The 24,656-nt window shown below is 70.5% G+C and carries 17 protein-coding genes and 2 pseudogenes; 9 read left to right on the top strand and 10 right to left on the bottom strand.

All coding sequences use genetic code 11. The features are described 5' to 3' along the window. Positions 1 to 97: 97 nt before the first annotated feature. From E0504_RS22250 to E0504_RS22275, 6 genes are all read right to left on the bottom strand, one after another. Entirely contained in the window at positions 98 to 529 is a 432-nt protein-coding gene (locus tag E0504_RS22250) for a barstar family protein (RefSeq protein WP_207974580.1), read from the bottom strand. 53 nt (positions 530 to 582) lie between these two features. Further along, complete coding sequence (locus tag E0504_RS22255; RefSeq protein ID WP_131625804.1) at positions 583 to 1,632, bottom strand: ribonuclease domain-containing protein; 1,050 nt, start codon at positions 1,630 to 1,632, stop codon at positions 583 to 585. 503 nt (positions 1,633 to 2,135) lie between these two features. Continuing rightward, positions 2,136 to 2,438: a hypothetical protein gene (locus E0504_RS22260; protein WP_112106059.1), complete on the bottom strand. Its 303-nt coding sequence runs from the start codon at positions 2,436 to 2,438 to the stop codon at positions 2,136 to 2,138. Then, the gene (locus E0504_RS50465; RefSeq protein WP_165938576.1) at positions 2,435 to 3,220 is read right to left on the bottom strand and encodes a DNA/RNA non-specific endonuclease; all 786 of its coding nucleotides are present in this window, start codon (positions 3,218 to 3,220) and stop codon (positions 2,435 to 2,437) included. Before E0504_RS50465 ends, E0504_RS22260 begins: the two co-directional genes overlap by 4 nt. Positions 3,221 to 4,373: 1,153 nt before the next feature. Beyond that, positions 4,374 to 7,679: an ATP-binding protein gene (locus tag E0504_RS22270; protein WP_131625819.1), complete on the bottom strand. Its 3,306-nt coding sequence runs from the start codon at positions 7,677 to 7,679 to the stop codon at positions 4,374 to 4,376. Between the two features lie 26 nt (positions 7,680 to 7,705). Continuing rightward, a complete protein-coding gene (locus E0504_RS22275) occupies positions 7,706 to 9,850 on the bottom strand; it encodes a hypothetical protein (RefSeq protein WP_112106062.1) in 2,145 nt (714 codons plus the stop codon). A gap of 513 nt (positions 9,851 to 10,363) precedes the next feature. Between E0504_RS22275 and E0504_RS52175 the strand changes: the two are divergent. Further along, positions 10,364 to 10,770 (top strand): annotated as a pseudogene (locus tag E0504_RS52175) (MEKHLA domain-containing protein). 65 nt (positions 10,771 to 10,835) lie between these two features. Here the strand turns inward: E0504_RS52175 and E0504_RS22285 are convergent. Then, positions 10,836 to 11,804, bottom strand: a complete 969-nt coding sequence (locus E0504_RS22285; RefSeq protein ID WP_235013913.1) for an SPFH domain-containing protein — start codon at positions 11,802 to 11,804, stop codon at positions 10,836 to 10,838. A 158-nt stretch (positions 11,805 to 11,962) separates the two neighbouring features. Between E0504_RS22285 and E0504_RS52180 the strand changes: the two are divergent. The 3 genes and pseudogenes from E0504_RS52180 to E0504_RS22300 all read left to right on the top strand — a co-directional run. Beyond that, positions 11,963 to 12,130 (top strand): annotated as a pseudogene (locus E0504_RS52180) (IS701 family transposase); the annotation flags it as partial. A 573-nt stretch (positions 12,131 to 12,703) separates the two neighbouring features. Continuing rightward, complete coding sequence (locus E0504_RS22295) at positions 12,704 to 14,836, top strand: WD40 repeat domain-containing serine/threonine protein kinase (RefSeq protein ID WP_243657575.1); 2,133 nt, start codon at positions 12,704 to 12,706, stop codon at positions 14,834 to 14,836. Continuing rightward, complete coding sequence (locus tag E0504_RS22300) at positions 14,833 to 15,321, top strand: MEKHLA domain-containing protein (protein WP_112106065.1); 489 nt, start codon at positions 14,833 to 14,835, stop codon at positions 15,319 to 15,321. The genes E0504_RS22295 and E0504_RS22300 overlap by 4 nt, the downstream gene beginning before the upstream one ends. Here E0504_RS22300 and E0504_RS22305 read toward each other — a convergent pair. Then, positions 15,251 to 16,144: an effector-associated domain EAD1-containing protein gene (locus tag E0504_RS22305; protein ID WP_131625807.1), complete on the bottom strand. Its 894-nt coding sequence runs from the start codon at positions 16,142 to 16,144 to the stop codon at positions 15,251 to 15,253. The two genes, E0504_RS22300 and E0504_RS22305, sit on opposite strands and share 71 nt — an antisense overlap. A gap of 120 nt (positions 16,145 to 16,264) precedes the next feature. Between E0504_RS22305 and E0504_RS22310 the strand changes: the two genes are divergently transcribed. Together E0504_RS22310 and E0504_RS22315 are read left to right on the top strand one after the other, a co-directional pair. Next, on the top strand, positions 16,265 to 16,645 hold the full coding sequence (locus E0504_RS22310) for a VOC family protein (protein WP_112106067.1): 381 nt from the start codon (positions 16,265 to 16,267) through the stop codon (positions 16,643 to 16,645). Between the two features lie 113 nt (positions 16,646 to 16,758). Then, positions 16,759 to 17,664 (top strand): Dyp-type peroxidase, encoded by a 906-nt coding sequence (locus E0504_RS22315; protein WP_112106079.1) that lies wholly within the window; start codon positions 16,759 to 16,761, stop codon positions 17,662 to 17,664. 33 nt (positions 17,665 to 17,697) lie between these two features. On the opposite strand, the gene E0504_RS22320 is transcribed toward E0504_RS22315, so the two are convergent. Both E0504_RS22320 and E0504_RS22325 read right to left on the bottom strand, forming a co-directional pair. Beyond that, the gene (locus tag E0504_RS22320) at positions 17,698 to 18,702 is read right to left on the bottom strand and encodes a VOC family protein (RefSeq protein ID WP_112106068.1); all 1,005 of its coding nucleotides are present in this window, start codon (positions 18,700 to 18,702) and stop codon (positions 17,698 to 17,700) included. After that, positions 18,695 to 19,951, bottom strand: a complete 1,257-nt coding sequence (locus tag E0504_RS22325) for a cytochrome P450 (protein ID WP_112106069.1) — start codon at positions 19,949 to 19,951, stop codon at positions 18,695 to 18,697. Before E0504_RS22325 ends, E0504_RS22320 begins: the two co-directional genes overlap by 8 nt. Here E0504_RS22325 and E0504_RS53510 point away from each other — a divergent pair. The 3 genes from E0504_RS53510 to E0504_RS22335 all read left to right on the top strand — a co-directional run bounded on the left by E0504_RS53510 (position 19,950) and on the right by E0504_RS22335 (position 24,628). Beyond that, the gene (locus E0504_RS53510; RefSeq protein WP_255565684.1) at positions 19,950 to 20,078 is read left to right on the top strand and encodes a hypothetical protein; all 129 of its coding nucleotides are present in this window, start codon (positions 19,950 to 19,952) and stop codon (positions 20,076 to 20,078) included. The genes E0504_RS22325 and E0504_RS53510 overlap by 2 nt on opposite strands. Positions 20,079 to 20,225: 147 nt before the next feature. Beyond that, the gene (locus E0504_RS22330; protein WP_112106080.1) at positions 20,226 to 21,116 is read left to right on the top strand and encodes a phenylalanine 4-monooxygenase; all 891 of its coding nucleotides are present in this window, start codon (positions 20,226 to 20,228) and stop codon (positions 21,114 to 21,116) included. A gap of 50 nt (positions 21,117 to 21,166) precedes the next feature. Then, entirely contained in the window at positions 21,167 to 24,628 is a 3,462-nt protein-coding gene (locus tag E0504_RS22335; RefSeq protein ID WP_207974582.1) for a BTAD domain-containing putative transcriptional regulator, read from the top strand. The last annotated feature ends 28 nt before the right edge of the window (positions 24,629 to 24,656 follow it).

The raw sequence follows: 24,656 nt of genomic DNA on the forward strand, positions 1-24,656 counted from the left end.
CCAACTCGTGCAACCGAGCCGAATGTAGATCAGCTCAACTCTGTCCCTTCTTGGGCGGCCGTTTCCACAGGTTTCAATCTCGCGGAGCTGGTCTGGTTCAGCCCGGCAGCAGCTTTGCGACGGCGGAAAGTCCCGCGGCATGATCGGTTAGAAGGGCCGTGACACTTCGGTCTCCGGGAGCGGGTGTCCGCGGCGTGCCGCAGAGCTCGGTCAGCTCCTCGAGAAGCCAGTCGAGCTCCTCCTTCTTGGCCTTGGACAGCACCTGGGAGAAGTCGGAAAACACGAGGATGACGGCGTCGGCCGGTACCTGGAAATCGTACAAGCTGTCATGGAGGGCCGACCAGTTACCACCGAAATAGGCGGGAAACTGGAGAACCGCTGCCAGTTCGTCAAACAGGCCAGCGGAGGTGCGACAGCGTGAGCCGCGGACGTGCAGCGTCCGTACTCGCGGCGAGGCCGTCCCGAGGTCGAGCTTGTGGTAGAGCTCGGCAACCAGTCGACCGGTCGCCGCGAGTCCGTCGACCGGCACTGCGTGAACACCACCGAACAGACCGCTTCCGATCACTTCCAGTGGATCTTGTCTCAACGGAACCTCACCCAGCTCTGGTAGTGGTCGTCGGTGTAGTAATGCGCGTCGTCGTCGCCGACGACGAATCGCCGACCATTTCTCTGTACGCCGTCGTACGGGTCGCGGTCGTACTCCTTGTACCTGATGGGCGTGCCATCCTCAGTGGTCTCGGGTAGCTTCGGCTCCGATCTGTTCTTGTAGGCGGTGCCACCGGAGTATTCGCCGGCCGTCAGGCCGTTGTATGGCTTACGGGGAACCGCATCCGCCTTCACACCATCAACGCCGTCTGCCGGGCCGGTGACCTCAGGCTCGCCTCCCCAGGGGATGTCACGATCATCACTTTCATGATCGGCGTCGCCGTCACGGCCGTCCGAGCTTTCCGGGCCGTCGGTGCCGTCGGTGCCGTCGGTGCCGGGAGTGCCGGGATCCGGCAACAGATCCTCGGCAGTCTCGCCGTCGGTGCTGGTCGTCGGGTCGGGGTCTGCTTCGACAGACAACGGGCTGCCGGTGGGGTCGTTCTCGTGGACCGTGCCGTCGTTGACGATGGTGGGCGAAGGCGCCTCGTCAACGGACTCCTGGCGGGACGGTTGCGGACGGTCGCGCACGCTGCTGGAATCGGGCGCTGTCAGGGACTCCGAGTCGTTCCGGACGTCTACTGGGTCCTGCCCGTCCGGCTGCTCGACTCGGGCGGCAGGTGCAGACGCCTCAGGCGCCCCTCGTATACCGGGCGCAGTGGATGCATCGGGCGCATCAGTTGCGTTCCGGATGTCCGGTCCAGCTTCGGGCTGGACCGCTGGCCGGAACTCATTGCCCTGCTCCGTCCGGACTGCCGGCTCGGACTCGACGCCTTCCTCGGACCGGGACAGCGGGTCGATGCTGGGGCCAGCTCCGTCGGAGGACCTCTCCTCCATGGCGGCCTTGCGGTCATCGAGGTGGGACTGGAACTCGGGCGTCGGCCCAAGACCGCTTCCTGGCGGCTCCAGCCCCTGCGGTTCCTGGTTCCTCGCCGAACTTTGCTGATCTGCGTTCTGCGGTTCGCGAGAAGAGGGATCGCCGTCGAGCATGCCCGCCTTGTCCTGGGCACTGGGCTCGACTGTCGGCGACGGGCTCCGGTCTGACAGTTCTGCGGGCTGGCGCTGCTCCGGCGCACTGCTCGGGCCCTCGTGGCTGAGTTGTCGATCCTCCGGGGCGCGATCCAAAGCGGCGGCTTTGTCGGGCGGTCCTGGCGCGTCGGTGTGCGCGGCCAGGCTGTCCGCCCGCTGATCGGCAACGTCGGCGGATCCGGTCTGTTGGTCCTGCGTACCGGTATCCGGGCCGCTGTCGTCCACGTTCTCACGTCGCGTGGCGTCCGGACCGCCGCCGCCGGACACGCCCCGGCCGTCGAGGGACGAGGCCTTCTCCTGGGTGGACGTGTCTGGCGGCGGGGGTGGTGGAGGGGGAGGCGGAGCGTCAGTCGTCGTCGGGCTGTCGGTCGCCACGACCGGGCCTCATTTCAGACTGGACAAGCCGACACAGCTCGGCCTGCAGCGCCTCAGCTTCCTCGACCTGCCTCACCGCAACCCCTTGATCAGTAAGCCAGGTCAATCTCAATCTTTCCATCGCGCGCAATGCTGCCACTTATTACCTTTGGCGTTTCTTTCTGGCTTTCCCGAAAGGCGTCCTCGAGTTCGTCCAGCGCCTCGTACACATCGTCACCAAGATCGACCTCATGCTTCACATCGTTCTTACTCGCACTGATTTTGATTTTCTGGACATCCGGCTCGGAGATATCGCAGCTGAATCGTATTACGTCGAACTCAAAGTCGACCGAGGAATAGATAGCGCGCCCGAGCCGTTCGATCGCGTCCGCCTGGGAATCCCGGTCCGTCATCGTCCACCCGCCCTGTTCCTGAATCGAACTATCTCGGTCTCGCCGTCGATCTTATACCGGATCGCAATCCCGCTCGGCCGCTGACTACCCTCCGGGTACACAACCCGGATGTCGACTTCGACGCTCTTGTCCCGTGCCGCCTGGGCCAGCTTGTTCTCCAGGCTCCGGTAAGCCCCGCGGTTCAGGTTCATGTCCTGAGGAACGAGGTTGATGCGTCCCTCCGGTGGATTGAACCGATGGCCGATGAGGTGGCCGGCGTCGTCGCCCGGTTTGCCGGCTGCTCTGGCCTCCCTGGCCGCGGCCGCGTCACGCCTGTCCGGAGTATCGACATTCAACGTGCCGGTCGCCCTTCTGGTACGGCCATGCTCATCCACGGTGAACGTATATCCCTTGATCGTGTGGTCACCGGCTGCCGGAGCATCCTGGCTCCTCGTCTCGGACGCTGTCGGCGGGTCGCCGAGTTCTCCGGCTGACCTGAGGTTGTCGGAGCTGGCCGTGGGCGGCGCTTCGCCATCCACTGAGTTCGGGGTCTCGTTCTGGCTCGCGACAGTCCGTCTGTCGGGCTGCTCATTCCGGTCGGCCTGGGTCTCGGGCGTCGTCGCGGCAAGATGTTGCTCGCTCTGTGGGCCGGTCTGCAGGTCCTGGTCGGCCACGGTGCCGACGGGTTCGTCGACGTGGCCGCTCTGGGTGACCTCGTGATCGTCGATGTGGGCCTGGCGCCCGTCCGCATGCTGGAGATCCGGTGACTCCGCTCGCCGCAGCGCATCAGGCCCTTCAGGCACCACGGGCTCCTGGCGGGCACCGCTGACGCTGAAGTCCTCGTTACTTGTCGTGCCGCTGATCTGGTCGGCACCCCGGCCAGCGTCTTCCTGTCCATGCTGCGTCAGACCGAGTGGGACCTGGTCGCGCTCGGCATCGTTCTGATCGGCGACATTCTCCTCGTGGGGACTACTCGCCTCGGCGGCAGCAGGCTCAGCCCGGTCGAAAGGATCAGTCTCCAGCTCGCCGGCACGAACTTCGTCCGAGGCCCACTCGGGAGCCGAATTCCCCGCTACAGAACTGCCTTCATCCTCGGTTGCCGGCCTGGGCTCCTCTGCGGATTCCGGTTCCGGTTCCGGCTGGACATCGGTGTCGTTGTGGGGATCGTGGCGATTGTCGGCGTCGCCGACGACGTCGGGGGAACTCGTCTCCTCCTCCCCCGGTGCCTCGGGAGTTTCCGAGGTCCCCGGGCCTGCCGAGACGTCGGGCTCCTGCCGGGACGGTTGCGGACGGTCGGGCCCGCTCCCGGGAGCGGAAGCCGTCGGTTGCTCCGGGATGTTCTGGGCATCTGCCGGCTCCCGCCCGTCCGGCTGTTCCGTCCTGTCCGGCTGTTCCTCCCGGGCGGCGGGCACCTCAGGTGCACGTCGCGTACCCGGCGCAGTGGACGCGTCGGGCTCGCTGTTTGCATTCCGGGCATCTGGCGGAGCTCCGGGCCGAGCCGCCGGCTCGGACTCGACGTCCCGCTCGGGCGCAACCGCTGGCTCGGTGGCCTGGTCGGAGGGCCTCGTCTCGCTGGCGGCCTTGCGTTCCTCGATAGCGGCCTTGCGCTCGTCGAGGTGGGACTGGAACTCAGGCGTCGGTTCAAGACCGCGGCCTGGCGGTTCCAGCCCCTGTGGTTCCCGGTCCTGCTTCGCCGGACTCTGCTGGTCTGTGTTCTGCGGTTCGTGCGGCGTGGGATCGCCGTCGAGCGGACTCATCTTGTCCTGGGTGCCGGGCTCGGCTGTCCGCGCGCTGTCGCTCTCGTGCTCAGGTCGCGTGGCGTACTGAGCGGCGCCGCCGGACAGGCCCCGGCCGTCAAGGGCCGAGGCCTTCTCCCGGGTGGACGTGTCCGGCGGCGGAGGTGGTGGCGGAGGAGGCGGAGTGTCGGTCGTCGTCGGGCCGTCGGTCGCCATTCGGTCAGCGCCCTCCGTCCGCGACGTACTTCTCCAGCAGGTCGGCGATCTGGAAGTGCAGCGCCTCCAGGTCGGCGTCGCCGCAGGCCAGGCGCAGCGCCGCGCGCAGGTGCTCCTTGGACGTCCCGCCGGTAAGCGTCTTCACGGCGACGGCGAGGCCACTGGTCGCCAGGTCACCGAGGCTCACGGCGTCCGCGCCGGGGGCGTAGTGGGCGCTGTCGCGGAGCTCCGCGAACTGCGCGGGCACCGTCTGGCTCACCAGTGACAGCCCACGGCGGCGCCAGTCGGGCGTCTCCGGGTGGGGGCGGTCGGCGTCGGGGCCGCTCTGGGCCTCGTTCAGGGTCCGGCGGACGTCCTGGTAGCGGTATGAGCCGGCGGTCCAGCGACGGGTGTCGGCGTCGTCCTGCGCGGTGCCGGCGAGCAGTCCGGCGAGTGTGCCCGCGAGCCGGCCGGCGAAGTCGTCCGGATCGACGTGGCCGCGCAGCAGGGTCGCCCGCGCGGCGACCGCCCGGTCCACCGCCTGCGCGAGCAGGCAGTCCCTGGTCCGGGTCGGCAGGGCGAGCAGCTCACCGGACAGCGGCGCCACCGGTTTCGGTGGCGCCTGGCCGAGCAGATGGGCCAAGCCGATGACCTGGTACGCGGCCACCGTTTCGACCCAGATGACCAGGCGGGGGCTGGAAGCGAGGTGAGCCGCGTCGTTGATCTGGCGAAGCGTGCAGGCGCCGTCACGCCGGCAGTCCGCGCCGCACAGATTGCTCCGTCGTCCGCCGAGTGGCGTGCCGTCGTAGCTGGCTTCGTCCATCGACTCCCGATCCGAGCCCGGCGTCATCCGGACGAGCACCGGACGGTCCATCCCGTCGACCGCTACCGCCGCCACGCCCGGAGGCAGCGCGACGACCAGCTCGGACTGCTCCTCCCGCAGGTTCATCGTGGCGCCGACGGCCGCTCTGTCCTCCGCCGAGGGCAGCCGGTGCATCACCTTCAGCGCGGTGTTCTTCAGCACGTCAGGAATGATCTTCGACGGGATCTGTTCGACGACGAGGACGCCTTCGCCGTAGGCGCGGATCTCGGCGAGCAGCGACGCGAACAGCTCGACGGCGGCCGCTGCCGGGCCGCTCTCGACGTTCCTGAGTAGCCGGTGGGCCTCCTCGACGACGAGGACATGCCGCAGCTCACCCGTCCCCGCGCTGCCGTACTTGACCCGCAGGTGCTCGACGACGCGGATCAGCACCGCGCCGAGGAGGAAGGCCTTGTCCTGGTCGTTGGTGATGTCCTCGAGCTCGAAGACCACGTTGCGGGTCAGGAGCGCGCCGACGTCGAGGGGGTGACCGCCCTCGAAGAACCGTCCGGGCGTCCCCTCCCGCAGCGAGCCGATCCGCACGTCGACGAAACCGCGCACGTCCGCGGTCACCTCGGCGCCGTAGCCGATGTTCTCGACGACCCGGGCGGCGGTGCGCTGCAGGTCACCGAGCGTCGGATAGCGGGGCCGCACGGATACGGCCGGTTCGTCGTCGCGGAACCGCGGCCGGTGCTCGGGCCGCATCCGGCCGGCCACCAGATCCCAGCCAGCGTCGGTGTAGCAGACGGTCAGGGCCCGGGCGAGTACCTGGGGGAACGGCTCGTGCGCCTCGAACGCGGCCAGGAACAGCGCGCGGACGAGGTCGATGTGGCTCTGGAGCGGGAAGCCGGGTTCCGGTTCCAGGGGGTTGAGTGCGGCCGGTGGCGCGTCCAGGCGCCCCGGTTTGATCACGATGACCTCGCTGTGGCCCGTGAGCCGACCGGCCATCCGGGCGTACTCGGCCTTCGCCGGTTCCAGCACCAGCCACGGCACCGGGTCCGCGGCCCGCGCCAGCGACTCGAGCAGTGATCGGACCGTCTGCGACTTGCCGGAGCCGGTCGCGCCGCTGACGAAGCCGTGCCGGTTCAGCGTCGAGCGCGGAACCGGCAGGACGCCTGCCGGCGACCAGGCCGCGTCGAGCACCTGGCCGAGCACGAGCCCGCCGCCGGGCACGAGTCCGCCGCCGGGCACGGTCGCCGCCGGTGCCATCGGCCGGCTCGCCTGAACGACTCCCTCGGGGGTGACGTCGAAGGTGTGCGGGGTCACCAGTGTGATCCCCGGGAGTTCGCGCCTGGGCGGGCGCGCGAGCGCGGCGAGGAGCTCCCCGCCCGCGCGGAACGGAAAGGTCGCTTCGACGCCGGCTGTCGCCGGGCCTCCGACGGCGGGGCCGGCACGCCCGGGCGCGGAACTGCCGGCCGGCCCGGTGGCGATGCCTCCCGGTCCGGTACGGCCGGGGGCGGTGCCGGGACCGAATCCGGGACGCCCGGCGGGACCTGACGGGCCCGCCGTCCACGTGCCGCCCGGGCCGGCGCTGATGGCCTGCGGCGGCGGGGCGGCCCGCGGCGGCGCGGTCGGGCCCAGGGCCTCGGCCAGCGACATCGGCCCGCCCCGCGCCGGGGTGAGGAGGTAGGGCAGATCGTCGAGGTCCCCGGCGCCGCACAGCAGCGCGGCGGTCAGTCGCGCCGCTGTGCTCGTCGGCGCGCCGACGAGCACCCGCACGTCCCACATTCCGGTCGCTGTCGAGCGGGTCAGCTCGCGGTAGCGGGCCTCGGCTCGTTCCAGCTCGAGACAGGCGTGCTCGTCGCGCTCCCGCTGGCGCAGGAAGGGAATCATGCGCAGCAGGTCGCCGCGTTCGGTGTCGACGACCCCGGTGGGCACCGGCTGCCCGATCACCAGCCAGGCGAAGGCGCCCGGCAGGTGAGCGGCGTAGTCGTCGAAGGAGCCGTGACGCGCCGGCCCGTCGCCCTGCCGGGCTCCGCCGCCGTTGCGAGCCCCGCTGCGGGCTCCACCGCCGGCGTCCGCGCCCCAGAGGGCGTCGGCCGTCCCATCGCACCGCAGCCAGTGCGGGAAGCCGGCCAGTGCCGTCACGAGGTCGGTCGTGTCGACCGGAACGCCAGTGCTGCCCGGCGGGTACAGCACCGGCACCGCCACGCCTTCCACGGCGGCGGACGCGACGGTGCCCGCCGCCGGGAAGTACGGGTTCCCGCCGACCAGAATCCGCAGATGCGGGTCGCCGGGCACTCGCACCCAGGCGACCGCGACCGCAGCCGCAGCCGGGCCGGCGTCCACCGCGGGAAACTGGCCCGGGACACACGGGTAGGGGTCGGCCTCGACCTCTGCGCCCTGGGTCAGGTCGGCATGCGCCGCGATGAGTGCGGCGAACAGTTGGGCCGGCGCCGGGTCGGGCCTCTCCGACGGGTCTGGCGGACGCGGGGCGGAGAGCAGCCTGTGGAAGCGGAAACCGTCCAGCATTCCTGTCACCGGATTCCTGTCACCGGCTACTTCTGCCCCGGCCAGGTGTGCGGAGGCTGGTTCGGATGGGCGCCGGTACCGGACGAGTGGCCTGGGTGGTAGGGGCCCTGCTGCGCTGGCTGCTGCGGATAGCCCGGCTGCTGCAGGTAGTCCGGCGGCAGCGGATAGCCCGGCTGCTGCGGGTACCCCGGCGGCAGCTGGTGCTGGAACTCTCGCTGTGGCGCCGGTAGCTGCTGCGTGGCCGTGGCACCGCCCTGGTTCAGGCTCCCCGCGCCGTAGGCGGGTGCGGCCCCGGTGAGATCCCGGGGCTGCTCCGAGACCCTGGGCAGCAGCAACAGGCCTGGGTTGCAGTCGCCGGAGCGCACCCGGCCGGGACCGCTGGACGTGCCCACCAGGATGAACGCCGTCGTGGCCAGGCTCTGCAGCACGGTCGGCTCGACGGTGTAGTCCTTCTCGCGCTGCAGGGTCGTGCCGAGGTTCCGGCTGACCGTGTTGGAGACGTTGAGGGTGTTGGTCCACGTCGACGAGTGCGACGTCGTGGTCGAGTGGTTCCAGTTCCGGCCGCCGCTGCCTCCGCCGGGGCCGTAACCGCGCTGGCGGCCCTCTCCCTCGGTGAACGCCGTGCCGTCCTGTTCGCCGTAGCTGTTGGCGAGCCCTTCCGTGAAGCTGTCGCCGATCTGGTTAGTGACCTGGGAGAGCACGAAACGGAAGCCCTTGCCGATGTGGTCGGCCGCGGCGGAGGCCTCCCGGGCGTTGCCCAGCCGCATGAAGATCGCCGCGCTGTGGCCGGTGCCGATCAGCTTTTCCGCGTCGTCGCTGAGACTCTTGAACAGCAGGACGAGCCGGACACGGGCCGCCTCCGCCTGCCGGGTCAGCGTCGTCAGGGTCTCGCGGCCGAGATGGTCGGCGCCGGCGATGACGACGACGTCGTTGAGACCGGCGTGCCCGTTGCCGCGCAGCTGGTGCAGCAGCGTCTCGACAAGAATCCGGTCGGTGAGCAGCTTGCGCCGCCCGGAGTTGCCGCGCCCCGAGCTCGTCGTCGCCAGTACCCGCAGGCCGCCGCCCGGCCACCAGGCCGCCGGTTCCGCCGGCGGGACATCGGCCGCCGAGGCGTCGGAGCCGGCGAGTGTCTCCAGCTCGGTGCGCAGGAAGCTGATCTGGTCGACCGTCCGCTCCCGCTGGCCGAGGTCGTACATCCGCTGCTGCAGCGCCTGCACCTCGTAGTCGCTGAACACGCCTTCGTGGACGGCCGAGCTCTGGTTGTCGAGGATGCGCAGCGCGGCGGCGAGCCGGGCGAAGGTCAACGGCGCTTCGATCGACGACGCCACGCTGCGCAGGATGTTGAGGTCGATCGCGCGCAGGCTCTGGTCGCCCCCGCCCCGGCGGTCCGCGTCGAAGGCGTCGGCGAGCAGTTCGGAGGCCTCTCGCAGGTCGAGCTCGCCGAGCAGGCCGATCCGTTCCAGCGAGTTGGGCAGTTCCCGCACGTCGACCGAGATCGGCGCGTCCGCGTTGTTGGCGAGCATGACCAGACCAGCACCGACGCTGAGCTCGGACAGGTCGAGCAGCAGAATTCCGGACCCGCTCGTGAGCAGCGACGTGCCACCGGTGGCCAACAGACTTGTCCAGCCGGCGCCGGTACCGCCGAAGACATCGATCCGCGCCGGGCGCTCCGGATCCAACGGATAGAACTCCAGCGCCGAGCCGATCCGGTACTGCTCAGCCTGGTCGTGCTGGTGGACGCGTTGCTGCCAGGCGGCGTACGCGACCTGGAAGTCCTGTTCGCGGCGGGCGACCTCCGCCTGGTGGCCCGCCTGAATGGACTTCATTTGTTTGCTGACCGTCTGAATCGGCACAAAATACCAGGCAAGCAGGACGACGCCGATGAGCAGAGGGCCGACGCCGCTCGGCGATTCGGCCAGTGCTCCGAGTCCCCCGAGCAGGAACAGTCCGCCGACGATCGGCCGCCAGACCTTCCCTGACAACTGCCGCCTGCGGAACTCCAGCCCCCGCAGGTCGGGCACCGGAAGCTGGACCCGCGTCGGCGGGTGGAAGGCCTCGTGGTGCGCTGTCGCGGGATGCGGAGGCGCGTATTCCCAGCCCCAGCGTTCGTTCGAACTGAAGATTTTTCTGACGAGCTCTTCGCTCGGCGCGTTGACCTGCGGTTTGATCATCGAACTACCTGCCTGTTCCCCCGAAGCGGCGGTAGGCGACGTCCCCAGGCGTTCTCTTCAGGTGCCCTGGGGATGCCGTGGACAGATGAACGTTACATCCGTCCACGCTACATGCGTAATGGGCCCGCACGGCGTCCTACCGGACTCCGCCGCAGGCCCGGCCGCCTCATTCGAGGCACTCCAATTACGTGACAATCTGCAACCACTACTCGTCATGCGACTACTTTCTGTCGGCTCCGGTGCCGGCCGGGCGCGGGTTCTCCGGCCCGCTCCCCCGGCAGGAGTCGTCGGTACCATGAACGGGCCGCGCACGGCGGAACGGGCCGCGCACAGCGGGTGTACGCCTCCCGGGTATCGATTCGGGGATGGGAGACAGACATGCCCGACACACATCGGAAGCCGCTGCGCGACGAGGTGTCCCGGCGGCCGGCGGCTTCCTCGGGGACGGGGCCGTACGACAGCGCGTTCGCCGAGCTGTTGACCGACAGCTATCAGCGTCTCCTCGGTGAACCGATGCTGCCGGCCGGCTATCCCGTCGAGGCGGACGTTGCCCGCTGGCTCTACGATGCCGCTCCGTTCGGGCTGCTCGCGCACGACACCTCGGCCGACCCGCTTTTCGTGTACGCGAACACGACCGCACAGCGACATTTCGAATACACCTGGACGAGTTCGTCGGGATGCCGTCCCGGCTGTCCGCCCGAGCGGACAGCCGGGACGCGCGCCGCCGGCTCATGGACGGCGTCCTGCTGCGGGGCTACGCCGGCAACTACCGCGGCGAACGTACCGCCCGGTCCGGACGCCGCTTCTGGATCGAGGACACGACGATCTGGAATCTCCTCGACCGGGAGGGCACCCTCCACGGCCAGGCTGCTCTGATCCGCGGCTGGACCGCCGCCCCCTCACCGCCGGCCGTTTCCTGAGTGGGTTCAGCCGAGCGGAGGGAGAGGCTGTCCGCGCCGAGCGGTCGACCTGGGCGTGACGCCCGTCAGGGCTGGGTGATCGCGAAGCCCGAGCCCGGGGCGAACGTCGTCACGTTCGGCGGGATCGCCTTGAGCTCGTCGATGGCCGCACACGCCGGGCACTCGGCGTAACCAGACTGGTGGATCCGGTTCACCTCCGCGTCGGCCCGCGCCTGCGCGACCCGGGCCTGCGCCTCGCTCACGCCCGCGAAGGCCGCCTGCGCCTTGTTCACCGCCTCCTGGACCTGGGTCGGCAGAGTGATCCGGACCAGGTTGAACTTGAGATTGATCAGGAAGGGCGCGCCGAGCGTCGTCTCCAGGTCCCGGGCGAGCGACTCGTTGATCGCCTTCTGAACTGCGGCGATGTTGCCGTTCGACGATTCGGTCGGGGCGACCGGCGAGGTTCCCACGGCGCCCGAGCTCACGGTCCGGTTCGCTCCCAGCTGCACCAGCGTGCACGAGGAGACCAGCGCCGCGCAGTCGAACGTGTTGATCTGCTCGCGCAGGTCGTTGTCGATGACCGGCCGAATGATCGTGTCGAGGAACGCCGACCAGCTGTTGTCTCCCTCGTACGGCGCGTAGTTGTCGCCATCGGACAGCAGCCGGAACTTGCGGGTGCCGAACTTGTCATCGAAGGTCCGCAACGCCCCCGGGTCCGTGTTGAGGGAGAAGTAGAGAGTCCCTTCGATACCCATCTCGACGCCGTCCTTCGACGGCACTCGCACGACCTCGTGGTCAGGCCGGTCGCACTGCCCCTCGTTCGCGGTGATCGTGTAAAAGCGCTGCTGGGCGGGGTACTTGTGGACGTCGGAGTAGAGGCCGACCCAGACCCGGCCGGAGGCCGGTTGAATGACCTGGCGGATCCGGTGGTTGTCGAGCGGGCCGCCGTTGCGGACGACGGCGACCTCGCCGCCGCTCGTGCGGTCGAACGAGCCCAGCGCGCTGAAGCCAAGAATCATCAGGTAGATCGCGAGTACGGCGAGCAGAGCGACCAAGACACGGAATCTCGATTTCCGGGTGGGCATCAGGGGTTCCTCGACACGGGCACGGATCGGCCAGGTAGCCGAATCGCGGCTAAACGGTGAGTACCACTATCGATGCATACCTCGCCCTTGAGCACTCACTGTGTCGGAAACCCGGCCCTCGGCACCGGGACCTGAAGAAGGGCACGACCACGGTCGGGGTGCAACGCCAGCGCACCGAAACCGCCGAAAGAATCGAGAACGCCCAGGTCACGGCCTACCTGGCTTACGCCTCCGACCGGGGCAACGCTTTCATAGACTGGGCGCTCTCCTTTTTCCGCACCCACGCACCCGACCCGGTCCCACTGTCCGCACCGGCCAGGCTCACCGGACGCCGCTGGGCCGTCGACTGTTCATCACCCCCATCACCAGACAACCCAGACCATCGCCCACGTCGTGCGCTGGTCACAGTGACATCACCGAGCCAACACCTACACAATCCACCATCACCAACGAAACGACCAGCCCATATGATCGCAAAAGTACGGTTGCAGCATTAGCCGTCCCGTGTCTGACGATCGTTTCTGCGGTTATGTCGCTGTGAGTGGTGATCGCTAGGCTCGGGGCGTGGGGTCCAGCGAGCAGCCGATCTGGAAGGCTGGGCAGGTAAGGACGGCTGGTCGTCGTCGCGTCCGCCGTCGTCTGACTGTCCATGCGTCAAGGCGGCAAAGCGGTCGTCGCGAGCGAGGTCGGGGCCGACACAGGTAAGCAGCCCGGCGAGCCCAGACGCACCCGCAAGATGGTCGACGCCCCGGACAGCGCCGACTCTCGACCACCCCATGCTGATTAAGCATCATTCCAAAATGGAGGGATTGAAAATCCACCATGGTGAACGGTGAGCATTTTCGTCGACGCATATTCGATCACGCTTCGTGATCGTCGATCGGGAACGGGTGGTTGCGGCGCTACCCGGCTACAAACTGGGTGCCCAGCTGGGCCGGGGTGCATTCGGGCTGGTCGTTGCCGGCTGCCACCGCGAACTGAACCGCGACGTCGCCATCAAAATTCTGTCCGCAGAGGCGGAGCGAACCACGGAGCGTGGCCGCGCCGAGGGTCGGCTGCTGGCAACACTCGACCATCCACACATCGTCCGGGTGTATGACGCCGCCGCCGTCGACGACCTGTACCTGATCGTCATGGAACTCCTCCGCGACGGGACCCTTAGCGAACGCCGCACGGACATGACGACCGAAGGCTTCTGCGCCGTGGGACTGGCAGTGGCGGTCGCCCTTTCTCACGCACACGAGCAGCCAAAAAAAGTCTTACACCGCGACATCAAACCCGGCAACATCATGTTCGACTCGACCGGCCTACTCAAAGTCACCGACTTCGGTATCGCCAAAATCATGGAGGGATCGGCGACCACCACCAGCGCGGTGATGGGCACTCCGCTGTACATGGCACCGGAACAGCTGTTGGGCGGCAAGCTCACCCCGGCGACCGACCTGTATTCCCTCGGGGTGATGATTTATGAGCTACTCGCCGGAGCACCTCCGTTCGCCACAGCCATGACCATCCCGGCACTCATGCACCATCACCTCAATGTTCCCCCGCCGGTACCGGAAGGCGTGCCAGCCCCACTGGTCGACGTGGTGATGCGCGCCTTGGCAAAGGAACCCCGCGACCGGCCCCCTTCGGCCCACGCCTTCGCCCTCGATCTCGCCCGCGCCGCCACCGCCGTTCACGGGCCGGGCTGGACGGACCGCGCCGGCGTCATACTGCATCTCCACAGCGACGTCCGTGCGGCCACCGAGAAGCCCGTCATACACACCGACCCGACCTGGGACATTTCGGTTTCCAGGGCATCGGCCGGGACGGCGGCGATTCCCATTCACTCCGATGACCGCCCGACGGTGGGCGACGAGGAGACCAGTAAACCGGTAAGCCGGCCCTCGACCCGCCGCTGGTTCCTCGGCGCCGCGGCGGCTGTCCCGCTCGCCGTCGCTGGCACGGTCGTGCCGACCGTCGCCGTCCCCGCCTTCAGGAAGGCGGCAGCCGATCCGCCCAGGGCGGACCCCCGGCTGCTGGGACCTCCCCTAACCGGCTACTCCGAGGCGGTATGGTCAGCGACCTTTCCCAGCTACAGAACGGAACGCGCGATCCTGACCACGGCGACCAGGAACGGCATGGTGCGGCTGTGGAATGTCACCGACCCGGCGGCGGCAAGCCTGCTGGGCTCGACCGACACCGACAGCCCCGACTCCGTCGGCACGGTCGCTCTTGCTCCGAACGGGCACCTACTGGCCGCCGTCACCAATAGCTTGCCAAGCGATCGGAACAGTACTGTCAGCCTGTGGCGGATCACCGAGAACGCCCAGGTCGAACTCGCCGGCTCGCTTCCCGGCCTCGTAGAGTTTACATTTCTAGTCGCTTTTCGCCGGGACGGGAGCGTTCTCGTGACCGTGACAGATGACGCCCGGGTACGGCTATGGGATGTCGCCGATCCGGCCGCCGCCCACCTGATCGGGACCATTTCCACCGGCCATACCAATCGAATAGAGTCGGTGGTCTTCAGCCCGGACGACAGGACCATCGCGACGGCCGGCCATGACGACACGGTCCGGCTGTGGGATATCTCCAACCCGGCAGATATTCGCGCTCTGTGCGCCCCCATCAGCGGCCACACCCAATGGGTACAGTCCGTGGACTTCACCTCGGATGGCCATGCCATGGCGATCGGCGGCGGCACCGGCACGGTGCGGCTGTTCGACACCTCCGACCTGACTTCACCCACTCCCTTCGGACCGCCCTTCCGCGCCCACACCGGCTGGGTGCAGTCGGTCTCTTTCTACGACGGCCTGACCCTCATCACCGGTGGCGGTGGCGATGCGATGGTCCGGTTGTGGAACGTGACCGACCTTGCTTCCCCCGTCTCTCTCGGTTCTCCCCTCGCCGGTCACACCGGGGTGGTAATGTCGCTGGCGACCGGATTCATCGGCCCAGGCCGACGCGTCCTCGCCAGTGCCAGTCAGGACCGCACTGTTCGACTGTGGCAGATCGAATGACCCGGATTACCGATCATGAGAGCGGGCCGTACGACGACACGTTCGCCGGCCTGCTGATCGGCAGCTATCCGCGTTTCGTGTACGCGAACATCACCGCGCAACGGCATTTCGAATACACCTGGGACGAGTTCGTGGGCATGCCGTCCCGGCTGTCGGCTCGGGCGGACAGCCGGGACGCGCGCCGTCGGCTCATGGGCAGCGTCCTGCTGCTCGGGTACGCCAGCGATTATCGCGGCGAACGCACCGCCCGGTCCGGACGCCGATTCTGGATCGAGGACACGACGATCTGGAACCTCGTCGACGGGGAGGGCGTGCTCCACGGGCAGGCGGCCCTGAGCCGTCTCGTTCCCGGGTGGCGGGCCGGGCCGGCGCAATGCGAGCCGGATGGCGGACGCGAAACGGGATTTATGCCGGTCAACCGCGCGGGAGCGGCGGGCTGTCCGCGCCGTGCGGTGCCGGTGGTCCTTCGCAGGGCGTGGACGTGAGGTCGTCGGCATGCATCCAGCCGACGCCGGTCCGGCTGTCACCTCGGGAGGGAAGCGCGACGGCGGCCCAGCGGACACCGTCCTGGACGCGCTGTGGCAACTCGACCAGAACGACCCGGTCGCCGGTGTACTTGACCTTGACGTGCCCCTGACCTCCGGCGCTGTCGAACACGTCGGACACTGGCTTCCGTACCAGGGCGCACCGCTTCTTTCCCGCGGCGGAACCCACCGTGTCCGGGTTGTCGCCACCGAAGGCAACCTCGGCGACCAGGACGACCACCACCACACCGACGACGGCGAGGAGCCCGACGACGCCGCCGCGCCCGCGTGACCGGCGTGGTCTCCTTGATCCGGGTGGTTTGAGTGGCCCGAGTGGTCGGTGCGGCGGCGGCGAATTCGTGACGACGTCGTCCGCGCCGGGGGCGGTTTCGGCGCCAGCCCCCTCGCCGGGGGCCGGCGGCTGCGTACCCGGCCGGATGTACCGTGGCGGCTCCGTGGCGGCCGCCGCCGAGCGCAGGACCCCGTTACCGGGATAGTCGTTGAGGGCCTCGGCGAGCAGCCGGTCCCAGCCGTTGACCGTGGCGCCGTCGGTGAGCAGCCTGCCGGCCTCGTACCAGAACTCCCGGGGCGTGTTGCTCCATCGTGGGTGGCGGCTCCGGTCAAGACCGGCCCGCTCCAGAAGGTGGCAGGCCACCGCCGGTTCCGCGTAGATCCTGGCAAGCTCGTCGGCGAGTTCCACGAGCGGCGCCTGGCCGCTGCGCTCGTTGACCACGCGCCCAGAATGGCAGCACGCCGTGCTGGCATCGTCGGCGGTGCAGGGCATCTTCGCCGGTTTTCCGCGCCCGGTTCCGGGGTCGCGGGTGGAACGGCCCTGACCTGGCCAACCGCGCCCGGCCGCGGCGCGAGGGCCGAAACTGTCGTAGGCCGTGGCTACGGTGTGCCCATGTTTGATCACGTTGGTGTCCAGGTCGGTGACGTCGAGGCCTCCCTCGCCCTCTATCTCGCGGTGTTCGCCCCGCTCGGGATGCGCGAGGCGATGCGCATCCCGCTCGAGGGGTCCGCCGTCGTCGGGCTCGCCGGTCCTGACGGGGTGCCCGCCTTCTGGCTCAGCCCTGCGGCGCGTGCCGAGGCACGGGAGCTGCACCTGGCGTTCCATGCGGCTGACCGGCAGGCCGTCGACGCCGTCCACGAGGCCGCGCTCGGCGCGGGCGTCGAGGTGCTTCACGCGCCACGCGAGTGGCCGGAGTATCACCCCGGCTACTACGCGGTGTTCCTCCGCGATCTCGACGGCCACAACATCGAGGCCGTCCATCACGGAGGTTGATGGGCTCACCGGTCCTCGGCACCTCCGGGGCCGGTCGGCTGTCTCCCCCACTGGCGGAGTCGACGAGGATGGGGCGTGCGGCCATGGGGCCGCGGACGGGAAAGGCTGGGTTGGTGACGCAGACGGGAATCTTCGGGCTCGGCACGCCGGAGCACTGCTACCTCGAGTTCGACCTTCGTGACGGCGCGTCAGCCGCGGAGCTGGTGAAGGCGGTCGCGGCGCTGACCGGCCCGCTGTCGACCGGCGGCGGGGTCAACCTCGTCGTGGGCTTCCGCCCGGAGCTGTGGGCGCTCGTCGAGCCCGATGGAATGCCACCGGGGGTTCACAGCTTCACCGAGCCGGTCGTGGGCATCGAGGGGTTCCAGATGCCCACCACCCAGCATGACGCGTGGGTCTGGGTCGCGGGAGGTGACCGCACCGCCGTCTTCAACAACACGCGGGATGTCGTCGCCGCGCTGGCCACGATCGCGACGGTCGCCAGTGAGGTCACCGGCTGGCTGTACGAGCACGACCGTGATCTCACGGGGTTCATCGACGGGACGGAGAACCCGTCACTGCTCGAGGCGGCCGGCGTGGCCGTGGTGGCGGAGGGCGCGGGCGCCGGCAGCAGTGTCGTCCTGGTCCAGCAGTGGCGGCACGACTCCGACAGCTTCCAGGAGCTCCCCGTCGAGGAGCAGGAGCGGGTGATCGGCCGCACCAAGGCCGACAGCGTCGAGCTCGACGAGGACGTGATGCCGCCGACCTCGCACGTCTCCCGGACGGTCGTCGAGGAGGACGGCGCCGAGCTGAAGATCTTCCGCCGGAACACCGCCTTCGGCACGGTCACCGACCACGGCACCATGTTCGTCGGTTTCAGCAGCGAGCAACGACGCCTGGAGATCATGCTGCGGCGGATGGCCGGCGGCGACGACGGCCTGCGCGACGCGCTCACCCGCTACACGACGCCCGTCACCGGCGCCTACTACTTCATCCCGGCGGTGCCGTCCCTGGCGAGGTACGCGCCCGAGGAGGACGGCTGACCGAACTCCCGGCAGCCCGACCGGGCCGGCGGCTCAGCCGTTCGGCCAGGCCGGGTGCCAGGCGGGGCCGGCGTGCTCCGCCGCCAGGTGCCGCCCGTGGGGATAGGTCACCAGCTCGGCGTAGAGGCCGAACGGCGCGAGGCAGTGGATGGTGTACGCCTCGTCGCCGGCCTCGAACAGGTACGCCGGCTTCTTCCGGCCGAGAATGTGGACGTCACGCGTGGTCAGCCATTCGAAGGCGGCGTCGATGTCGTCGACGTAGAACGCCAGGTGCCACCCGCCGATGTCGAACATCGCCGGCCAGCTCTGGTTCTGCCCCGGGTACGGCGGGCATTCGATGATCTCGACCGCCAGGTGCGGCGAGCGCAGGGAGCGCGCCCGGGTCGGCCTGGCCCGGGCATCGACGTTGGCGAACGCGCGCAGCCCGCCCTCGGGGCCGCCCCGCGGCCAGGGCGAGAGGTCCGCTCCCCGCTCGAAACCGAGGACGCCCTCGAAAAAGGCGCTCGCCTCGTCGAGGTCGGCGACGGTGATGTGCATCCGCTCGAAGCCGCGGAACCCGGGCAGCGCCCCGGGGCCCGGAGGCCAGGCCGGAGCCGGAGCCGGCGAGGCGACAACCTCGAAGTGGAAGCCCCACGAGGTCATCCACCTGCCGGCACCGAGCTCGTAGAGCTCCTTGCCGCGCAGGTAGTCGGTGGCCGCGTCGACGTCCGCGACCGCGACCACCAGGCCCCAGCCGCCGATGTCGAGCAGGTCGGGCCACAGCGGCCGCTGGCGCGGCGTACTCACCTGGAACAGCTCGATGTTGAGGAACGGGCTGCGCAGCACGCGGACGTGGTGGACGACGGAACGGACGTCGGCGTTCGCGATGACCCGCATGAACGGGCCGCGGCGGCCCTCGAACGGGCCCATCGTGTACAGCGTCTGGCATCCGAGGACGTCCGCGAAGAACGCGGTCGCCTCGTCGAGGTCGGCGACGGTGATGTTCAGGTGCTCGATGCCGCGCGAGGTCGGCAGGCCCGCGCGGGGCGGGCTAGCCATGGGCGCCGAGCCGGGGACCGGGGGCGAAGGTGACCGGAACGGCGACCGGCGCCCGGTTCACGGTCGGATGGAAGTGGATCTCGGCGCCGTCCTGCAGCCGGAGGTCGTGGAGCCTGCCGAGCAGCTCCTCGAGGGCGATGCGCAGGTTCATCCGGGCCAGGTTGGAGCCAACGCAGCGGTGGGGCCCCACTCCGAAGGCCATGTGCCGGTTGATCTTCCGGTCGAGGTCGAACTCGTCGGAGGCGGGGAACTCGTCCTCGTCCCGGTTCGCCGAGGCCCAGTAGATGATGACCTTCTCGCCCTGCCTGATCTGATGGCCGTCGATCTCGGTGTCGTGCATGGCGGTGCGGGTGATCTGGACGAACGGGCCGTCCAGGCGTAACAGTTCCTCGACCGCCTGTGGCAGCAGGTCGGGGTTCGCACGCAGCGCGGCCGGGATCTCCGGCTGGCGGCAGAACCGGAGCATGATCTGCCCGAGCGCGCCGGCCGTCGTCTCCAGCCCGCCGAGGATCAGCAGCTGCACCGTGCCGATGATCTCCTCATGCGTGATCGGCCGGCCCTGGATCTCGGCGTTGAGAACGGCGTCGACGACGTCGCCGCGCGGTGGCTCACGCCGCCGCTGGTCGAGAAAGCCGTTGATCCACTCGGACAGGCCACGCCAGCACGCCGCCGCGTCAGGATCCTTCGGGGCGCCGGACTTCGAGGCCAGATAGGCGACCCGCTCGATCTGGTCGGCGGGTGCGCCGATCGCGACGTCGAAGAAGGAAAGAGCCGGGTAGGGCCGGGCGAACTCGGCCATGAAGTCGCACTCGCCGCGCTCGACGAAACCGTCGATCAGACGGTTCACCAACGCCCTGGTCCGCGGCTCCCACGGCAGCACGGCCTTCGGCGTGAAGTAGGCGTTGATCAACCGCTTGAACTCACGTTGCAGCGGTGGGTCGATCTCCACCGGCAGGTTCCGCGTCGCGATCGGGCTGGGCGGAACCGTCAGCCCGAACGCCGAGGAGAAGGTCTCCCATTCCTGGGCAACCCGCAGGACGTGGTCATACCTGGTGACGACCCAGTAACCGCCATACCGGTCACTGCGGGTAACCGGACATAACGATCGCATCCGCGTCAGGGCCGGGTACAGGTTGTCGACGAGTTCCTGCGACAGGTGATCGAACTGGTTCCGGCACCAGTCGTCATCGATCGTTTCGCCGGGTGGTCCGGCGCGCTCCCCGCTTACCGCTGCCGAGTCATACGACATGGAATCTCCCCACCGGTACCGGTACGCGGCGATCGCGCTCGAAGATTACGTCGTCGGTGCCGAGCGGTCCAGAGTGACCGGGGCGGCCGCCGCCCCCGCGACGGCCGCGGTCGCGCCCGGAACGTGACGTACGTGCCGCCCGACCGGCGCCTGCCGCCCGCCCGATATGTGTGCTCACCGCCCCGGCCGGGGCCACACCGCGCGGTGTGGTTGCGACCCCGCGGAGCGGGTGGTGTCCTGGGCCGTGGGTACTACCCCGGCGGAGGAGGTGGCCGTGTTCGAGGAGACGCAGTATTTCGCCCCTGTCGTCGAAAAGGCGGACGGGCAGGTCGAAGTCCGCCTGGCCAGCTCCCATCCGGGTGCGGCCGACCGCGAATACCAGGCCCGGCGCAACCAGATCGCCCAGCTCGCCCTGCGGTGGAGACCAGGACAGCCCGTTCCACGGGTGGCGTACACCGAGGCCGAGCACGCGCTCTGGCGGCTGGTCACCGGTGAGCTGGCGCTGGCCTACCGCGGCTGTGCCTGCGCCGAGTTCCTGCGCGGCGCGGCGCGGCTGGGCCTGCCCGCCGACCGGATCCCGCAGCTGGACGAGGTGAGCGGGCCGCTGAGCGAGCTGACCGGTTTCCGTTACGTTCCCGCGGCCGGGCTCGTCGGGCTGCGGGAGTTCTACGGCTCGCTCGCCGACGGCGTCTTCCACGCCACCCAGTACCTGCGGCACCACACGGTGCCCTTCTACACACCGGAACCCGACGTCGTCCACGAGGTCGTCGGGCACGCGAACGCGCTCGCCAGCGACCGGTTCGCCGCGTTGTACCGGGCGGCCGGCGCGGCGGCCCGCCGCGCCGAGTCGGCCGACACGCTGCAGTTCATCTCCAAGGTCTTCTGGTTCACGCTGGAATTCGGCACGGTCTACGAGGACGGCGAGCTCAAGGCCTACGGCGCCGGAATCCTTTCCTCGTACGGAGAAATGGCGGAGTTCCGCTCCGTGAACGTCCGCCCGCTGGACGTCACGGCCATGGGAACCACCGACTACGACATCACGAGATACCAGCCGGTGTTGTACTCGGCCGAATCCTTCGGCCAGATCGAGGACGTCGTCGGCGGCTTCTTCGCCGGCTGTGACGACACGTTGATCTCGGGGCTTCGCGCGGCCGCGGTCGACTGACCGGCCCATCACGCCACGGGCGCACTCGCACCGGCCCTACTATCGGGCCCGTGCGAATTCAGGTCCTCGGACCGGTCGAGGTGCTCCTGGGCGGTGCGCCACTCGACCTCGGCCCACCGAAACAGCGCGCGCTGCTCGCCCTTCTCCTGGCGGCCGGCGACACCGTCATCCCGGTCGAGACGATCATCGAGCGGCTGTGGGACGGCCAGCCGCCGGCCAGCGCGACGGCGAGCCTGCAGGTGTACGTCTCGAACCTGCGCCGTCTGCTCGAGCCGGAGCGGGACCCCCGGGCGCGGGCGACCGTGCTGGTGACCCAGGCGCCGGGGTACGTGCTGCGCACCGGCGCGGCGGAGGTCGACGCCCGGCAGTTCGTCGCGGCGCTCGGCGCGGCCCGCGGCTCGCTGGAGGCCGGGCGACCGGCCGAGGCGCTGCCCGCCCTCGACGCCGCCCTGGCGCTGTGGCGCGGTGACGCCTACGCCGACGTGCGGGACGCGTCCTGGATCAGGCCGGAAGCCGGACGTCTCGAGGAGCTGCGGCAGAGCGCCGTCGAGGACCGCGCGCGGGCGCTCGTCGAGCTGGGGCGGCACGACGAGGCCGCCGCCGATCTGGAGGCCCTCACGGCGCGTCACCCGCTTCGCGAGCGGGCCTGGGGGCTGTTCGCCCTCGCGATCTACCGGTGTGGCCGGCCGGCGGAGGCGCTGGCCGCGCTGCGGGCGGCCCGCGCCCACCTGGCCGAGGAGCTGGGCGTCGACCCCGGGCCGGAGCTCGCCGCCCTGGAACTCGCCATCCTGCGTCACGACCCCGCGCTGGCCTGGACCGGTGGCGCCCACGAGCCGCCCGCGGCGCAGCCGGCCGCGGCGCAGCCGGCCGCGGCGCAGCCGGCCGCGGCGCAGCCGGCCGTGTCTCCGACGACGGGGCTGGACGGCCCGCGGCCCGTGCTCCCCGACGTGTCCCCCGCCGGGGCCGGGGCCCCTGAGCCGTCCGGCCCGTTCGTGGGCCGCGACGAGGCCCTGGCGGCGCTGCTCGCGGCGATCCCGGCGCCGGCCCGGCGCGGGCGCGTGGTGCTGGTCGACGGCGAGCCGGGTGTCGGCAAGACGCGGCTCGTTGCGGAGCTGGGCCGCCGGTGCGGCCGGTTGACAGCCTGGGGAGCGTGCCCCGAGCACGAGGTGGCGCCGGCCCTGTGGCCCTGGGAGCAGAGCCTGCGCGCGGTGGCCGCCGCGCGGCCGGACGTCCCGGTGCCGCCCGGCGTGGCCGCGCTCATCGACCAGCGGGCGCAGGAGCCCGGCGGGTACGACGCGGCCGGAGCCCGGCTGCGGCTGTACGAGGGAGTCGCCGGCTACCTCGCGGCGGCCGCGCCGTTGGTCATCGTCCTCGACGATCTGCACTGGGCGGACGTCTCCTCGCTGCGGCTGCTGGCCCACGTCGGCGGGGCGGCGCCGCGGGGCGTGATGGTGATCGGCACGTTCCGCACCCACGAGGCCGGCGCGCTGGCGGACACCCGCGCCGCGCTGGCCAGGTCCGGCTGCGAGCGGCTCCGCCTCGACGGGCTGGACGACGCCGCCGTCCGCGAGCTGATGCGGGCCACCACCGGCACGGACCCGGGACCCGAGACGGCGAGCGCCCTGCGCTCCCGTACCGCGGGCAACCCGTTCTTCATCGGTGAGCTCGTCCGCCTGCGCGGGCCCGGCCGACGCGGCCTGGCGGGGCCCGGCGCCGCCGGGCCGGCCACGGACCGGGGCGCGGAGCAGGACAGGGCGCAGGGCGCGCTGCCCGATCACGTCCGCGATGTGCTGTCCCGGCGGGTCGCGCGCCTGCCGGAGCCCGCCGCCGCGCTGCTCGCCACGGCGGCGGTGGCCGGCGGCGAGTTCGACGCGGACGTGGTCGCCCAGGTCGCCGGGCACACCTTCGAGACATCCCTCGACCTGCTCGACGCCGCGCTCGCCGCCGGGCTCATCACCGAGGCCGGCGACCGGCTGGGCCGGTTCCGGTTCTCCCACTCGCTGGTCCGCGAGGCGCTCGACGCCGGCCACTCCCGGCTGCGCCGCGCGCACCTGCACCGCCGGTACGGCGAGGTCACCGCCGAGCGGTACGCCGGACGTCCCGAGCGGGCCGGCGAGGTCGCGCGGCACTGGCTGGCCGCCGCCGAGCTCGGCGCCGAGACGGCCCGTGCCGCGACGGAGCACGCCGCCCGCGCGGCGCGCGCGGCGGCCGACCGGCTCGCGCCCGAGGACGCGGCCGGCTACTGGCAGGAGGCGCTGGCCGCGGCCGAGCTGGCGGGCGCAGACCGCGGCACCCGGCTGGAGCTCCTCCTCGGCCTGGTCAGCGCCCGGTACGCGGCGGGCCAGCTCAACGACGGGCTCGACGTGGTGGACCGGGCCCTCGACGAGGCCGGCGACGATCCGCACCTGATCGTCCGGGTCGCCGAGGCCGCGATGGGTGGCTCGCCGTGGTTCCCGTTCCCCTACGGCACCGACCGCGGCCGACTGCACCGCGCGCTCGAGCGGGCGCTCGGCGGGCTGCCGGCCGCCGGCCGCGACCGGGCGCTGGCCGTCGGCTGCCTCGCGGTGCTCGAATCCCACGTCGGACGGATGGCCGAGGCCGAGCGGGCCGGCGCACTGGCCGTGGCCGCGGCGCGGGACGTCGCCGACGACCCTGCGCTGCTGCCGCGGGTCCTGCACCTGCGCAGCCTCACCGTGACCGGGGTCGACTACGCCGAGCACCGGCACGCCTGCGCGCGAGAGCTGGCGTCCCTGCCGTCGACACCACCGGAGCTGCTGGTCGGCGCCCACCTCACCCTCGTCGACAACCTGGTCCGCTTCGGCCACGTCGCGCGGGCACGGGTCGCGCTGGACGAAGCGGACACGATGATCACCCGGCTCGGCTCGCCGACCCTCGCCTACCAGGCGGCGATCATGCGGGCGGCGCTGCTGGCCTTCTCGGGCGAGCTCGAGGAGTCCGCGGACGTGGCGACCGCCGCCGTCGGGCGCCTCGGGCTGGCCGCGCAGAACGGGGTCGAGAGCTCGTTCGTCGCGAACGTCATCGACCGGGCCCTCCAGGCCGGCACGCTGGCCCGGCTGGCCGACACGCTGGCCCGCTCGCTGGCCTCCACCGGCATCGAGGCCCTGCGCGGGTCGCTGGCGCTGGCCCTCGCCGCCGCCGGGCGCCCCGAGGCGGGCCGCGCCGCGCTCGCCGAGATGCGGCTGCCGCCGCGCGACTACACCTGGCTCAGCGCGGTCGTCATGCGGCTGAACGCCGCGGTGGCCCTCGGCGTGCTGGACACCGTCGAGGAGGACATCGCCCACCTGCGGCCGCACTCGGGCGAGCTGGCGAGCCTGGGCACCTGCACAGCGGTCGTCGGGGCCGTCGACAGCCACCTGGGCGAGGCCTACCTGGCGCTCGGCGACCACATGGCCGCCCGGGAGCACCTGACCGCGGCCCTCGCCCTGCTCGAGGCGAACGACTCCCCCTACTGGACGGCAAGAGCGCACCAAGCGCTTGCCAAGTGCCCGTAAAGCGGCAACCGCCACGCTGAGTCCCATC

It is taken from the genome of Parafrankia sp. BMG5.11 (genome assembly GCF_004337455.1).